Origin of the sequence: Jhaorihella thermophila, from assembly GCF_900108275.1 — a bacterium.
Taxonomy (GTDB): domain Bacteria; phylum Pseudomonadota; class Alphaproteobacteria; order Rhodobacterales; family Rhodobacteraceae; genus Jhaorihella; species Jhaorihella thermophila.
In genome coordinates this window covers 1-13,219 of the sequence record NZ_FNVD01000009.1, presented here as the reverse complement: position 1 = coordinate 13,219, position 13,219 = coordinate 1, and the positions used below count along the sequence as shown (strand labels likewise).

General features: G+C 65.3%; 16 protein-coding genes and 1 tRNA gene. 5 read left to right on the top strand and 12 right to left on the bottom strand.

Going from position 1 to position 13,219, the window contains the following annotated elements:
• Positions 1-12: 12 nt before the first annotated feature.
• Both gap and C4S70_RS11595 read right to left on the bottom strand, forming a co-directional pair.
• Positions 13-1,017: a type I glyceraldehyde-3-phosphate dehydrogenase gene (gap, locus tag C4S70_RS11600; protein ID WP_104008275.1), complete on the bottom strand. Its 1,005-nt coding sequence runs from the start codon at positions 1,015-1,017 to the stop codon at positions 13-15.
• 147 nt (positions 1,018-1,164) lie between these two features.
• Positions 1,165-1,716, bottom strand: a complete 552-nt coding sequence (locus C4S70_RS11595; RefSeq protein WP_104008274.1) for an HPF/RaiA family ribosome-associated protein — start codon at positions 1,714-1,716, stop codon at positions 1,165-1,167.
• 153 nt (positions 1,717-1,869) lie between these two features.
• Here C4S70_RS11595 and C4S70_RS11590 point away from each other — a divergent pair, with 153 nt between their 5' ends.
• Both C4S70_RS11590 and C4S70_RS11585 read left to right on the top strand, forming a co-directional pair.
• On the top strand, positions 1,870-2,295 hold the full coding sequence (locus C4S70_RS11590) for a DUF2267 domain-containing protein (RefSeq protein WP_104008273.1): 426 nt from the start codon (positions 1,870-1,872) through the stop codon (positions 2,293-2,295).
• Positions 2,296-2,361: 66 nt separating this feature from the next.
• Complete coding sequence (locus C4S70_RS11585) at positions 2,362-3,327, top strand: DUF808 domain-containing protein (protein WP_104008272.1); 966 nt, start codon at positions 2,362-2,364, stop codon at positions 3,325-3,327.
• Between the two features lie 10 nt (positions 3,328-3,337).
• On the opposite strand, the gene C4S70_RS11580 is transcribed toward C4S70_RS11585, so the two are convergent.
• Entirely contained in the window at positions 3,338-4,657 is a 1,320-nt protein-coding gene (locus tag C4S70_RS11580; protein ID WP_104008271.1) for an ATP-binding protein, read from the bottom strand.
• 69 nt (positions 4,658-4,726) lie between these two features.
• Between C4S70_RS11580 and C4S70_RS11575 the strand changes: the two genes are divergently transcribed.
• From C4S70_RS11575 to C4S70_RS18515, 3 genes are all read left to right on the top strand, one after another.
• Positions 4,727-5,641, top strand: coding sequence for an MBL fold metallo-hydrolase (locus C4S70_RS11575; RefSeq protein ID WP_104008270.1), 915 nt, complete (start codon positions 4,727-4,729; stop codon positions 5,639-5,641).
• A 91-nt stretch (positions 5,642-5,732) separates the two neighbouring features.
• Positions 5,733-5,807 (top strand) — tRNA-Asn (locus C4S70_RS11570).
• A gap of 142 nt (positions 5,808-5,949) precedes the next feature.
• Positions 5,950-6,330, top strand: coding sequence for a hypothetical protein (locus tag C4S70_RS18515; RefSeq protein WP_146064211.1), 381 nt, complete (start codon positions 5,950-5,952; stop codon positions 6,328-6,330).
• Between the two features lie 17 nt (positions 6,331-6,347).
• On the opposite strand, the gene C4S70_RS11560 is transcribed toward C4S70_RS18515, so the two are convergent.
• The 9 genes from C4S70_RS11560 to C4S70_RS11515 all read right to left on the bottom strand — a co-directional run bounded on the left by C4S70_RS11560 (position 6,348) and on the right by C4S70_RS11515 (position 12,735).
• Positions 6,348-7,406 carry a phage portal protein gene (locus C4S70_RS11560; RefSeq protein WP_200822758.1) on the bottom strand — a complete coding sequence of 353 codons (1,059 nt, stop codon included), beginning with the start codon at positions 7,404-7,406 and terminating at the stop codon, positions 6,348-6,350.
• A 2-nt stretch (positions 7,407-7,408) separates the two neighbouring features.
• Positions 7,409-7,939 (bottom strand): hypothetical protein, encoded by a 531-nt coding sequence (locus C4S70_RS11555; RefSeq protein ID WP_104008267.1) that lies wholly within the window; start codon positions 7,937-7,939, stop codon positions 7,409-7,411.
• Positions 7,927-8,901 carry a phage major capsid family protein gene (locus tag C4S70_RS11545; RefSeq protein WP_456077571.1) on the bottom strand — a complete coding sequence of 325 codons (975 nt, stop codon included), beginning with the start codon at positions 8,899-8,901 and terminating at the stop codon, positions 7,927-7,929. The genes C4S70_RS11555 and C4S70_RS11545 overlap by 13 nt, the downstream gene beginning before the upstream one ends.
• Before the next feature lie 304 nt (positions 8,902-9,205).
• Positions 9,206-9,571: a hypothetical protein gene (locus C4S70_RS11535; RefSeq protein ID WP_146064210.1), complete on the bottom strand. Its 366-nt coding sequence runs from the start codon at positions 9,569-9,571 to the stop codon at positions 9,206-9,208.
• Positions 9,562-10,221: a terminase TerL endonuclease subunit gene (locus tag C4S70_RS19135; RefSeq protein WP_235003813.1), complete on the bottom strand. Its 660-nt coding sequence runs from the start codon at positions 10,219-10,221 to the stop codon at positions 9,562-9,564. Before C4S70_RS19135 ends, C4S70_RS11535 begins: the two co-directional genes overlap by 10 nt.
• A gap of 489 nt (positions 10,222-10,710) precedes the next feature.
• The gene (locus tag C4S70_RS19130; RefSeq protein ID WP_235003812.1) at positions 10,711-11,079 is read right to left on the bottom strand and encodes a hypothetical protein; all 369 of its coding nucleotides are present in this window, start codon (positions 11,077-11,079) and stop codon (positions 10,711-10,713) included.
• Positions 11,072-12,262, bottom strand: a complete 1,191-nt coding sequence (locus tag C4S70_RS11525) for a bifunctional DNA primase/polymerase (RefSeq protein ID WP_104008265.1) — start codon at positions 12,260-12,262, stop codon at positions 11,072-11,074. The genes C4S70_RS19130 and C4S70_RS11525 overlap by 8 nt, the downstream gene beginning before the upstream one ends.
• Before the next feature lie 66 nt (positions 12,263-12,328).
• Positions 12,329-12,535, bottom strand: a complete 207-nt coding sequence (locus tag C4S70_RS11520; protein WP_104008264.1) for a hypothetical protein — start codon at positions 12,533-12,535, stop codon at positions 12,329-12,331.
• Positions 12,532-12,735, bottom strand: coding sequence for a helix-turn-helix transcriptional regulator (locus C4S70_RS11515; protein ID WP_104008263.1), 204 nt, complete (start codon positions 12,733-12,735; stop codon positions 12,532-12,534). Before C4S70_RS11515 ends, C4S70_RS11520 begins: the two co-directional genes overlap by 4 nt.
• Positions 12,736-13,219 lie beyond the last annotated feature (484 nt).

Sequence of the window (13,219 nt, the reverse complement as noted above, 5' to 3'; positions counted from 1 at the left end):
AGGGGCGGCCGGTCAGGCGTTGATCCGGCCGATCGCCACCGCCATGTCGGCCATCCGCACCGAAAAGCCCCATTCGTTGTCATACCAGGCCAGAACGCGCACCAGGCGGCCATCGACCACGCGGGTCTGATCCGGGGCAAAGATCGAGCTCTGCTCGGTATGGTTGAAGTCGGTGGAGACCAGCGGCGCGGGCTCATAGCCCAGAACCCGCGACATCGGGCCTTCGGCGGCGGCGCGGACGACCTCGTTCACCTCTTCCGCCGTCACGGTGCGGGCGGCGCGGAAGGTCAGATCCACGCAGGACACGTTCGGCGTGGGCACCCGCACGGCCGAGCCGTCCAGCCGGCCCTTGAGGTTCGGCAGCACCTCGCCCAGCGCCTTGGCCGCGCCGGTGGTGGTCGGGATCATCGACATCGCCGCGGCGCGGGCGCGATACAGATCCTTGTGGCGGCGGTCCAGCGTCGGCTGGTCGCCGGTATAGGCGTGGATCGTGGTCATGATGCCGTGTTCGATGCCGATGCCTTCGTCCAGCACCTTTGCCAGCGGCGCCAGGCAGTTGGTGGTGCAGGAGCCGTTCGAGATCAGCCTGTCGCCCCGCGCCAGCTGGTCGTCATTGACGCCATAGACGATGGTCTTTTCCACATTCTTGGCCGGGGCCGAGAACAGGATCGCGCGGGCGCCGTTGTCCAGATGCACCTTGGCCTTTTCGCCGTCGTTGAACTTGCCGGTGCACTCCAGCACCACGTCGCAGCCGGACCAGTCGAGCTCGGCCGGGTCATAGGAGGACATCATCTCGATCGGGCCGCGGCCCAGGTCCAGCGTGTTGCCGTCCACGCGGATTTCGCCGGGAAAGCGGCCATGCACGCTGTCATAGCGCAGCAGATGCGCATGCGTCTCCAGCGGGCCCGGCGCGTTCGCCTTGACCACCTTGATGTCATTGCGGCCGCTGGCTGCGATGTGGGACAGGGTGCAGCGGCCGATCCGGCCGAAACCATTGATGCCGACATTGATGGTCATGAGCGCAGAACTCCGGACTGGTGAAAGGTCGGGCGCCATATACCCGCCCCGGCCGGAGTTCAAAAGGGGGGAAAGCGGCGCAGTGCCAATGTGTTAGCGAAAACATGCCGCGTTAGCGCAAACGGGCGCCGCGCCACCGGTGCGCGCTCAGTCCCGCACCGTCACGTTGGCGGCATAGAGCCCCTTGTCGCCATCCATCGCGGTGAAGGTGACCCGTGCATCAAGGTCGATCCGATCCCAGCCGTTGCCTTCCATGCTGTCGCGGTGGAAATAGGCCTCTTCGCCATTCTCCATCCGGATGAAGCCATAGCCTTCGTCCGGGAACAGGCGGGCGACGGTGCCGTGCACGCGCTCGGGGTGGCGCTTGACATGCACGCCGCCCGCCTTGCGCACCAGATCCTCGATCTGCCGCCGGGCCGCGTCAAAGGAATCGCGGATCGCCACGCGGGGATCTTCGTGCGCGTTCACGTCGCCCGGCTTGCCGGAGACCGCGACCTCTCCGATCGGCGTGTCCACATGGATCGTCACCTTGTATTGATGGCCCTGATGGCCCTTGCGGGTGTCCTTTTCCACGGCGACCGAGCAAGAGGTGATGCGATCGTAGAATTGTTCCAGCTTGGCGATCTTGTCTCTGACGAGCTCTTCGATTTCCGGACGGGGGTCGAAACCCTGAAAGACGACGCGCGGTTCAACCTGCATGATCGTTCTCCTTGTTTTCCTGTCCCCATACTGCCCGGCGCGGGCAGGCGGGCCATGATCCTGATCAACAGATTCGGTGGCGCATGACGCAGGTCAAGGCATCCGGCGGTGACTGGTTGCAGACTGTTTGCGCGGAAAGAATGGGAGGATCGCATGAGCGCACTTGGATTGAAGATCATCGACGATGCTGCACATCAGCTGAACCGCTGGGTCAACGAGATCGACGAACAGGTCGGGTGGGAGCACAAGCAGCGCGCCTATCGGCTGTTGCGGGCGGTGCTGCATGTGGTGCGCGACCATCTGAGCGTGGACGAGGCCGCGCAGCTGGGCGCGCAATTGCCGGTGCTGGTGCGGGGGATCTATTACGAGGGCTGGAACCCGTCCAAGACCCCGACCCGCATCCGCAAGGCCGAGGAATTCGAAGAGGCGGTTCAGAAGGCGTTCGAGACCGACCCGCTGGGAGATGCGCCCGAAGCAATCGCCGCGGTGTTCCGGACGCTTCGCGCGCATGTGTCGGTGGGCGAGATGGAGCAGGTCGAGGCGGCCTTTACCGAGGATGTCCGTCGTCTCTTCGGCTGAGCCTGCGCGGTCTTGCGCCGCCGCCGCCAATCGCTAACCTGCCCCCGGCAACAAGGGGTAGGTGCGATGAGCGGACTTTTGGCATTGCTGGACGACGTGGCGGGGATCGCCAAGGTTGCGGCGGCGTCGGTGGACGATGTGGCATCGCAGGCGGCCAAGGCCGGTGCCAAGGCCGCCGGCGCGGTGATCGACGACGCCGCGGTGACGCCGAAATACGTCCACGGGTTCGAGGCCAGCCGCGAGCTGCCGATCATCTGGAAGATCACCAAGGGGTCGTTTCGCAACAAGCTGGTGATCCTGCTGCCGGTCGCGCTGATCCTATCGGCCTTTGCGCCCTGGCTGATCGCGCCCTTGCTGATGCTGGGCGGGGCCTATCTGTGTTTTGAAGGCGCCGAGAAGATCTGGCACGCCTTCGTGCCCCATGACGCGGCCCACGCGATCCTGCCCGAGGACATCCCCGGCGATCCCGCGCATCTGGAGGAGCAGAAGGCCGCCGGCGCGATCAAGACCGATTTCATCCTGTCGGCCGAGATCATGACCATCGCGCTGGCCGCGTTGCCCGAAAGCACCATCTGGATGGAGGCTGCCGCGCTGCTGGTGGTGGCGGTCGGCATCACCGTCGCCGTCTATGGCAGCGTGGCGCTGATCGTGAAGGCGGACGATGTCGGCCTGTTTCTCGCTGCCAACGGACGGCTGGCGGTCACGCGCGCGCTTGGGCGCGGGCTGGTGCGGCTGATGCCGCGATTCATGCAGATCCTGACCGTTGTGGGCACCGCGGCAATGCTGTGGGTCGGCGGGTCGATCATCGTGCACGGGCTCGAGGAACTGGGCTTTGTCTGGTTGGGCCATCACATCCACGACTGGGCGGTGGCCGCCGCGGCACCGTTCCCCGATGATCTGCGCGGTGCAGTCCAGTGGACGGCCACGGCGGCGATGGACGGCGTGCTGGGGCTGGCGCTGGGGCTGCTGCTGATCCCGGTTGCGCAAAAGGCGATCGTTCCGGCCTGGCAGGCGGTGGCGGGCCGGGACTGAGGGCCGCCGGTCAGCGCGCGATCACGATATCGGCGCGCAGGCCCCCCAGCCGTTCGCTTTCGCCCAGACGCAGCGTGCCGCCATGCGCTCGCGCCACATCCATGGCGATCGCCATGCCCAGCCCGACGCTGCTGCCCTTGTTCTGGTTGCGCGCCGTATCCAGCCGGGTGAATGGCCGGACTGCCTCGGCCCGCTGTTCGGGCGGGATGCCGGGGCCGTCATCCTCGACCCGGATGCGCAGGGACCGGTCGGTCAGGGCGACCGACAGTTCGGCGCGCGAGCCGTAGCGCACCGCGTTGTCCAGCAGGTTCTCCACCGCCCGTCGGATCGCCACCGGCCGCAGAGGCAGGGCGCCCGAGCCGGACAGCTCGGCGATCTCGACCGGCTTGCCGGCGCGCTGCGCATCGGCGACGATCTGCCGGACCAGGTCATGCGGGTCGGTCTCTTCCGGTTCGCCCTCGGCCGCGCCGCGGGCAAAATCGAGAAAGGTCTCCACCAGCCGCTCCATCTCGGCCACGTCCTGAAGCAGGGGCCGGGCGTCGTCCTCGTCCAGCATGGACAGGCCCAGCCGCAGACGGGTCAGCGGCGTGCGCAGGTCGTGGCTGACCCCCGACAGCATCAGCGTGCGCTGTTCGATATGCCGCTCGATCCGGTTGCGCATGTCCAGAAAGGCGCTGCCCGCGGCGCGCACCTCGGTCGCCCCGGCAGGCGTATAGGGGACCGACCGGCCCCGCCCGAAGGCCTCGGCGGCCTTGGCCAGCTTGGCGATGGGGCGCAGCTGGTTGCGCAGATAGAGATAGGCGATTCCGGTCAGCAACAGGCCGAAGGAAATGGTGACGACGATCAACTGGTGCGGCGTCGCGGCGGTCACGCGGCGCCGGCTGATGAACACCTCGGCCGGTCCGAGATCGGTGCGGAAAAAGAAGCTGACCCTGCCGCTGTCAAGGAAGCTGACCGCCAGGGTTTCCGGCAGTTCCGCGCGCAGCGTGTCGCGCACGATCCGGGCCGAATAGTCGGACCACGGAATCCGGTCCGTGGCCGGCACCTGATCGGGCGGAACAAAGCGCAGGCCCATGTTCAGCGTCTGCAGATAGGGCGCCAGCCGGTCCAGCGCCTCCTGCGGGCTGCCCGCGCCTTCTGCCAGATCGGCCAGCAGGCGCAGTTCGCGCGAAACCGTCAGCGTCATCTGGCGGGTGACGCCCCTGAGATCGTCGGTGATGAACCGGACCGTGACGATCGCCTGCAAGGCCAGCACGGGCACGATCAGGATCATTGCCGCACGGGCATAGAGGCTGCGCGGCATATATCGTTTGAGCCAGGTGAAAGACATGCGCTAAGCCTATATCTCAGGACAGGAAATCGAAACCGGTTTTCGCGGCACACAGGAGCGGAACGACAAATGCAGGCCCCCGAGGATTTCGACCCGACCCCTGGCGAAGCGGTGCATCTGGGCCCCGGCCTGCGACGGATCGTGGCCCCGAACCCGTCGCCCATGACCTGGCGCGGGACCAATACCTATCTGGTGGGCACGCGCGAGCTGGCCGTGATCGACCCCGGCCCGGCGATCGAGGCGCATCTGCAGGCGATCCTGGCCGCGCTGGAGCCGGGGCAGAGCATTTCCCACATCATCGTCACGCATACCCATCTGGACCACTCGCCGCTGGCCCGTCTGCTGGCCCAGCGCACCGGCGCGCCCGTGCTGGCCTATGGCGGGCCGACGGCGGGCCGCAGCGCGGTGATGGAGCAGCTGGCCCGCGGCGGGTTGGCCGGCGGGGGCGAAGGCATCGACACGGAATTTTCTCCCGACGTCACCGTGGCGCATGGCGAACGAATCGCGGGTGATGGCTGGGAGCTGGAGGTGATCCACACGCCTGGTCATCTGGGCAATCACATAGCCCTGGCCTGGGAGGGGCAGTGTTTCACCGCCGATCACGTGATGGGCTGGGCGAGTTCGCTGGTATCTCCGCCTGACGGGGATCTGACGGATTTCATGGCCTCGTGCCGGGCGCTGCGCGCGCGGGCCTGGGAGGTGTTCCACCCCGGCCACGGCGCGCCGGTCGAGGCGCCCGCCGAGCGGCTCGACTGGCTCATCGGCCACCGCGAGGACCGCGAGGCGGCGATTCTCGATGCGCTCGCCGATGCGCCCGCCACTGCCCGCGATCTGGCGGCCCGAATCTACACCGATGTGTCGGCCGCCCTGCTGCCCGCGGCCGAGCGGAACGTCTTTGCCCATCTCGTTGACCTCGTGGGGAAAAACCGCGTTGCGCCAGAGGGGGAATTGTCGGTTTCGGCGCGGTTTTCCCGACTGGCCTGACAGGCGATCCGTCGTCGTGCCCGGTTCCGAAAATTTTTTCGCGAAACCCTCTGGACGAGGGGAATCCGGATTGTTATACGGCCCGCACGGTTCCGGCGTAGCTCAGTGGTAGAGCAGTTGACTGTTAATCAATTGGTCGTAGGTTCGAATCCTACCGCCGGAGCCAAAATTCTCAAGAAATACAGTGATTTGGCTAGGTGTCGTGAAAACGCCCTTGGCAAAATGTCCGCTGGGGGAACACCGGGGGAACGGAATTGCCCTGAATTTGGCGATGATTCACACTTAAGAAAATGGGCCGGGCGGCCGCGTTGGCGTTCGTCGCACTATCGGGCAAATTTGCCCCTTGGAAGGCAGGGTTTCCCACTGGCATTTTTGCCAACTTCGCCGCCACCATAGCCCGTTGGCTTTTCGCTCAGGTGTCGGCGGTGCAGGTTGTGGGGATTGATCTGCCCATCGCCTTGAGCACGTCGATTGCCAGTTCTGCAATCTCGCGCTTCAACTGCTCGTCCGAGAAATGCACGGCACGGCGGCTGTCTGTCCTTTCATCAAGTTTCGGCGGCCAGATCGTGACGTTGCCGTTTGGGTGCCAAACCACGGCGCACCCGCGCAATCTGACCTCGGAAAGCTGCACGTCGAAGAATGCACAAGCAACTCCATTTTCTTTTTGCGGCCCAGCTTGCCGCCTTTGATGGTCATTCCCGTGATCTCAGCCATTTGCTTGCTCCCAATCCACCAGTTTCATTGCCGTTGCCGGATCAACGCCCGCCTCCTTGGCTTGTGCCAGCGCCTGAACGATGCCCGCCGCCGCGCGTGCCCGTCCGCCCGCGTCGAAGGCTTGCAGCGGCCGCATGGTGTCGATCTCGACCGTCTCGCCCAGCTTGTCGGTGCATTCTTCGGCTATCGCCGCCGCCATCGGTTGCAAACACCATTGCGCCAGGTGGCGTTGTCCTTCGCGCGCCAGCGGCCCCGTGGTGGCCGGGTTGAGCATCCCCGGCAGGATGCCGAAGACCGCGCAGATCGCATCGCGCGCCGCGTCCAGGCTTTCGCGGGTCATGGCCCGGCTCAGGTCGGGGGTGACGTCGCTGGGCCGCCAGTCCTGTGCCGGGGCCGGTCCGCCCGCCGCCGTCACGTTGACCGATTCGCGCAACAGCAGCTTGCCCCGCGCCCCTCGAAACTCTCGCCCGATATTGCCCAGGTCCACGTCAGGCGATTCGGGAAACGGCACGATTTGCGATCCGATGGGCGCATTCTCGAAGACCTCGGACAAGGCGTTTTCGACCGCGTTCAACAGCCCGGCCGTCAGTTGCGCCCGCTTGAGCGGGGCTTGCCCGGCGTAGGGGGCGGCAATGTCAGCGCCGATCCGAAAGCGGAGAAACTCGCCGGCCAGAGCCGTTCGGGATATGCCGCCGCCCGCCTCGGGGATGGTCACGCGATAGGCGGTCGGCCAGCCGTCGCTGGTTTTCAGATCCCAGTCGGAACACGGCACCAGCCCGCGTTCGGTGATGAGCAAGACCGCTTCGCCCCTGAGCGCCAGGGACCGCGCACAGAGCGCCAGAATGCGCCGGGTCAGCAGTTCGGTGCCCGTCACATCGGCAAGGCTCAGACCGCTTTCCCACATCGTCACGGCCGCCTGCACCGTCGCCGTCAGTTCGGCAATGCCCCGCCGCCCGCTGATCCAGGCTTCGCGCGCCGTGATGATTTCAGCCGTGAAGCCGCTGCCGCTGGCGCGGGTCTCGACCTCTTGTTTTCGCTTGAAAGGCCACATTGTCACGCCCTCCGGTATGGGCGCAGCAGATCGCCCGCGCCGCTCAGTTGCATGCCCCGCGCCTGCCAGCCGGGATTGCGGGTAAAGGTTTCGGTGATCTGCCCGATTGTGACGCTGTATTGCCCGGCTCCTTGCCGCTCGACCTCTTCGGCCATGTATTCGGCCAGCCGCCGGAAAGCCTCGTTTATCGCCGCCGGAACCGCCCCGCCGCCAACATTTGCCGTGATCCGGTAAGGCCCGGTGCCGTCCAGGACGTAGCCGCCCAGCGGCCCGGCCTTCAGCGTGTCCGCCGTCCAGGCGTCATCCCGCCAGATTTCCGCCGCCGTGATGGTTGCCGGGGTCAGGTCGGGCCACCATTCGCCCGGCCCCTCAACCGTCCAGATCACTTGTCGATCGGTGAAGCGGTGCGCCGTGTAAGCCTCGATCCGCTGCCAGATCATATCCCCGTCCAGCGCCGCCGCCGCAACCGACAGGCCCGAAGGCACCGCCGGATAGCTGGCCGGGATTGCCTCGTCTCGTTTCAGTATCTCCATTTCAAGCCCTCCATCGGCCCAGGGCGCGTTGCAGGCCCGCGCCTTGCGCCTCGGCCCGTCCAGACCAGCACCGCGCCTCGATCTGGGCTTGCGGATAGGCCGGGCGGGTCACGGCGCTGATTTCGAACAGCGCCGCCCGCGTTACCGTGCGCAGAAACCCGCCGCCGCGTCGCTCGATCCGCTCGCCATCCGGCAGGATGCGAAAGCCCGGCGACAGACCGCGCACCAGCCCTGACGCGGATCGCGTTCTGCATGTCGCGCCGGATTGCCTGTTCAATGGCCGGTCCCGATTGCTTCAACGTCTTGCGCGTCACCTTCATCTGGACGCCCAGCGTATTGTCGGGGGCCATCGCCTTGTCGGTTGTGGCAAACGCGGTCGGCCCGGCAACAGAGCCGGTTTCGGTCGCGGCCCATCCCGCCGCAACGCTGGACGTGACCACCGGCCATTCACGATCCCCGAAGGGGATATTGATGACCTGAGCGCCCATCTGCACCGCCACGCTGTCGGCAAACAGCCGGTCGATGATCGGCTGCGTCTGGATCGGATCGGGCGTGCCGCTGGCAACGGTTTCACCCGCGCGGGCTTCCAGCGCCTCGAACGGCACCGGGATGCCGCGATACCCGCCTTGCGCGCGCATTTCGGCCACGACTTCGGCCGTCGCGCCGTCCAGCGCCCGGCCTTCCTCGGCAAAGGCCATGACCGCCTGCCGGATTTCATAGCGGCTGACCAGATCGGACCATTCCTTGCCCTCGCGGGTTTCCAGATCGGCCCCGGCTTCGCGCCGTTCCTGATCCTCGGCAATGAGCGCCGCGCGATAGCGGGTTTCATTGGCCCGATATTCCCGATCCAGCTCGTCCATCTGCCGGGTTTCGTCTTCGGTCGGTTTTTCCTTCCCGACCAGCTCGGCCAGCGCCTGCCGGATTTCCGACTGCCGACGCTGAATCTTCACCGATTCAAGCATGTTCATCTCCTTTGCTCGAAGGTTTGCGCTGCATGTCCCGCAGCAGTTGCCGCCATTTCTGGCGTTCGGGGGAAACGGGCGTCTGCCCGCAGTCCACGCGAGCTTGGCCCCGTGGCACCGGCCACAGAGCGTTTGCAGGTTCGACAGGTCGTAAGACCGTTCGGGATGGGTCCGCACCGGCTGGATATGGTCGATCTCAAGCCGATGCCGTGCGCCGCACAGGACGCATTTGAAGCCGTCACGCCGCAGCGCCTCGCGCCGCAGCGCCTGCCACCGTGGCCCGCGCGTGACGTGCCGGGAATATCTATGCCACCGGGTCACGCCGCACCTGCAATTCGTAATAGGCCGCGCTGCCGTCCGTCCCGTGCGTCGTGACGCGGATGACGCGGTAGGTTTCACCTTCGGCCACCACGCGGTCGCCAACCTCGGGCGTGATCGCCAGCCCCTCGGCCGCCACGCAAAGCCGCAGGTCGCCCGCCTCCATCAGCCCGCCCGCGATAGCCGCCAGTTCTTCGTCAAACAGCGTCGTTGCCGCCGTCGCCGGATAGTCCGTCCAGGTGCCCGGATTGACGCCGCCGTAGCCGTCCGGTGTGCCGGGGGGCTCGCGCTGCACCGTCACCGCCCGACCGTGCGTCCCGATCAACCGTGTTGCGATCTCTCTCAAACCCATGCGATCCGTCCTCCTGTCCGTTTCGCCCGCGCCGTCTGCCGGGCACCTTCGGCCACCGCCAGAACCGTTGCCGATGCCGCGTCGATCCGGCCCTTTGACCGGGCTTTCGCCAGTTTCAGGTTGTTCGCCGGGTCGCGCAGCGTGACCGCATCCGCAAAGGCTGACCGCAGCAGCAGCGACGGCGCGGTTTTCACCAGCCCGTCAAACGCCGCCCGCCGGAACCGCTCGCAGTCCTCGCCGCCGTCCCGGTATCCCTGACCGCGCCAGACCAGCGGGGCGCGAATGCCCGCCTTGTCGATAGCCTCGGCAAGTTCGGCCTGCTTGTATCGGTCCATCGTGATCGCGGCGATTTGCTCGCCCTCGACATGGGCCAGAACCTCGACCAGCCACGGCGCAACCGGCACCGTCTGATCGCCCAGGGTGGACAACTCGCCCCGGTCGTGCATCTGCACATACCGATCCCCGACGCCGTCATTCTGACCGCGATCCAGCAGGCCCGGTTTGCTCGGGAAGGTGCCCAGGGCTTCAAGCCGCCCGGTTTCGGGCCAGTAGAACGCGCCGCCGTCATGCTGGCAGGGCCGCCCAGGTCGATCCCGACCACGCAAGGCCCGGATCGCTCGGGCAGGTCCGCCGTCTCGCAGGCCAGCCATTCGTCAACCGTCAACAGCAAGTCGCGGGTTTCGCCGCTGACACGTTCGTTTCGGTTGTAGAGCCGGAATGCCGTCAGGGTCGATCCGCCCCGCGCAATGGCCCGCCGCGCTTGCGCTTGCAACCACTCCAGCGATGAACCGATGCCGTGTTCTGCCCCCGGATTGGCGAGTTTCAGACTGTCCAGATCGTCCGCGGGCAAACCCGGCGCGGGCCGGTGTTCTTGCCGGTAGACGCCCGGTTGATCCTCGTCCAGCCAGACCGAGAACGGATGCGCGTCATCCGCCGCCGATGTGCTGATAATCAGCGCCCGGCCGCCACGCTTGCCCAGACCGCTGAGCAACGCGTGTTCAAGCGCGTCCCCCTGATCCGCCTGCCAGTGACCGCGTTCGTCCATCAGGACCAGCGTCGGGGCCGATCCCAGAGCCGACTTGCCGTCAGCCGCGATAACCCGGATGAAGTGCCCGCCGCCGTCGCCGTCATACTCGACTTCAAGTCTCGGGCTGCGGCGGATCGTAAAACAGCGCCTGTTCGTCTTCGGGCAGGCCGCGAATGAAGCCCACCACGAAGTCGAACGCGATCCGGCCCTGATCCCGCGTCCGCGCCGCAACGATGATCTCGCGGTGCGGCTGCCGATCCCAGATGCCCATGACCGCGCCAAGAGCGATGCCGGATGACAGGGCGGTTTTCGCATTCCCCCGGCCGATGCTGAGAACGGCCACACTGATCCCGTCCGCCAGGGCACCCCTGACGAATTGCTTTTGGAACGGGGCCAGCTTCACCGGCTGCCCAGCCTTCGGCCCCTCGGGAATGCGCAGGGTCTCAAGGAAGCGGATTGCCTTGGTGGATGCCTTAGCCATGCCGACCTCCCGCACAGCGCGAAAGAACAACTCCGCCGCGGTCCTGCCCGCACCAGCAAAGCCGGGCATTGGGACCAGATGGGGGATGCCCGGCGCAGTCACGCCAGCCCCCATGCGGTTGCATCACCAGCCGTTCCAAAAGGGGAAAAGGTGTATTATGATTGTTGCCAGATTTGGCATAGTCATGGACAAGCCGGTATCGGCCCGATTTGCGGCGTTTGGGGTCAGGCGCTACCAGTTCCTCGATGAAACCGCGTTCGAGCAAAACATCCCTAGCATTAGCGATCTTGTGCCGCGACCAAGGCGGGCCGCCCGCCGCACTCATTGCTGTTGGCGCAATGGCGAAGGCGCGGCGCTTGCCATGCCATCGCAGAAACATTTGATACAAGGTGAAAGCTTCGGGATGGTCAATCAGATCGTCCATGATCCTGTCTCCTTCGGTCACTTGCGGCTTACGAAGGCCAAGAAAGTTCCGACCGGATGCCTCGTATCCCGAAGCGGATCGAGCGTACCGTTCAACCTCCTTCAACGGCAATGGGTCGGTGAATGCGCTGGCCCATGTTTTGGCCACGTCCAGAAGCGCCTCGACATCATCGCGGTGTCGCGCCTGTGCCATGCAGTAGCGCCACAGCAAGTCGTTGCGCTCGCCTTGTCGGACGCATTCAGCGGCTCGCGGTCTGCCCGTTTCAAGCGCCTGCGGTGGGATCGGAGGCAACTTTTCCAGTGAATCCAGCCCGCCCGTGCGGTAGATGTAAGCTGCGGCAAGGTCTTCACGCCATGACGGCGGGGCGATGGTGAAGCCGCCACCCAAAACGTCGATGGGCAGGTCATCAAACGGTCGTATGCGGCGCCCCTCGCCATTGTGGCGATACCACAACTTTGCCTTGCCGCTGGCGGTGCGGATCGTGATCGGGGTTTCTCCGAAACGCTTCACAGCCAACGCCAGCCACGCATCGCCCACCGCGTCCACGTCGATTTCGGTAAGGCCGGATGACTTGCCCATGACGATCCCGAGACCGTCCACTGCGCCCAGATTGTCCACGGACGCCCATGCCCGCGCTCTGCCGGGCGTAGCCTTCTGCCAGCCCCGCACCGCCGGTCGCTTGCGGCGCGTGTTTACAGGAAACGCGGGAAGGCCAGCAGTGGCGTAGGCGTCAGCGTGTTGGGCAAAGATGCCGGGCATTCACTTACGCTTTGCCTCGCGCCGCTGGGCTTGTGTCAATCGCTCGGACTTGCCGCCCAAACCAACCTATTCCATGAGATGGGCGGTTTCAGTTTCGTCCATCTTCGCCCAAGCGAGTTCCATCATGGCGTGCACCGCGTTGGCTTCGTCGGTGCCTTCGATCTTGGCGTTGGGGTCTTCCGCCAGCGTTCGCGCGGCGATCAACAGGCACCGCAATTCGTGCAAAGCGTTGTCGGTCCGGTCGTGGTTATCTCTGACGTGCCGCTGGATCATGCCGCCACCTCCTGGGCTTCCAGCCAGGCGATAACGTCAGCCTCGCGCCAGTAACGGCGACGGCCGATATAGATAGGGCGCGGGAAGTTCAGATCGTCGTGATGGAGCCACCGCCACAGCGTCATGTCGCTGACGCCGCCGCAGAGTTGCCGCACGTCAGCAGCGGGGATGCGCTTTGCCGGGTTGCAATCGTTGGTCATGGGCCACCTCGTTAAGAAACGTTTGGTGGCTCATTTGTGGATCAGCGTCGGAGGCGTGGGTATTGTGGAAAGAAATCAAAAATTAAAACACAGGTCTCTCGCTTGTTCCAATGTGTCGCGCACGGCACCTTCGGTCCCGGCCGTGTGCTCCAGCATCGATGCGATTTCATTCCATTTGGCACCGCATTCCTTGGCGTCAAGAACACGTAGGTAAATCAGCCATTTATCAGGCCTTCTTCGCCTTTGAATTTTCCTTCCGTGCTCATCGACCTGAAACTCTCGAAGCACATTTCTTGCGACTTTGATCTGCGGTTCAATTGGCTGCGACAGGTCGAAATCTGAGCTACTCCCCAATGTCTGGACAGTTTCCGGCTTGATTTAAGCTACTCTTTGCTCCTGCTGACCGGGTTGGGTTTCGTCTTTTCTCAGCCAGTAGACCACGGCTGGGGGTTTGCCGCCAAGGGCGGAATGGGGGCGCTTGCGG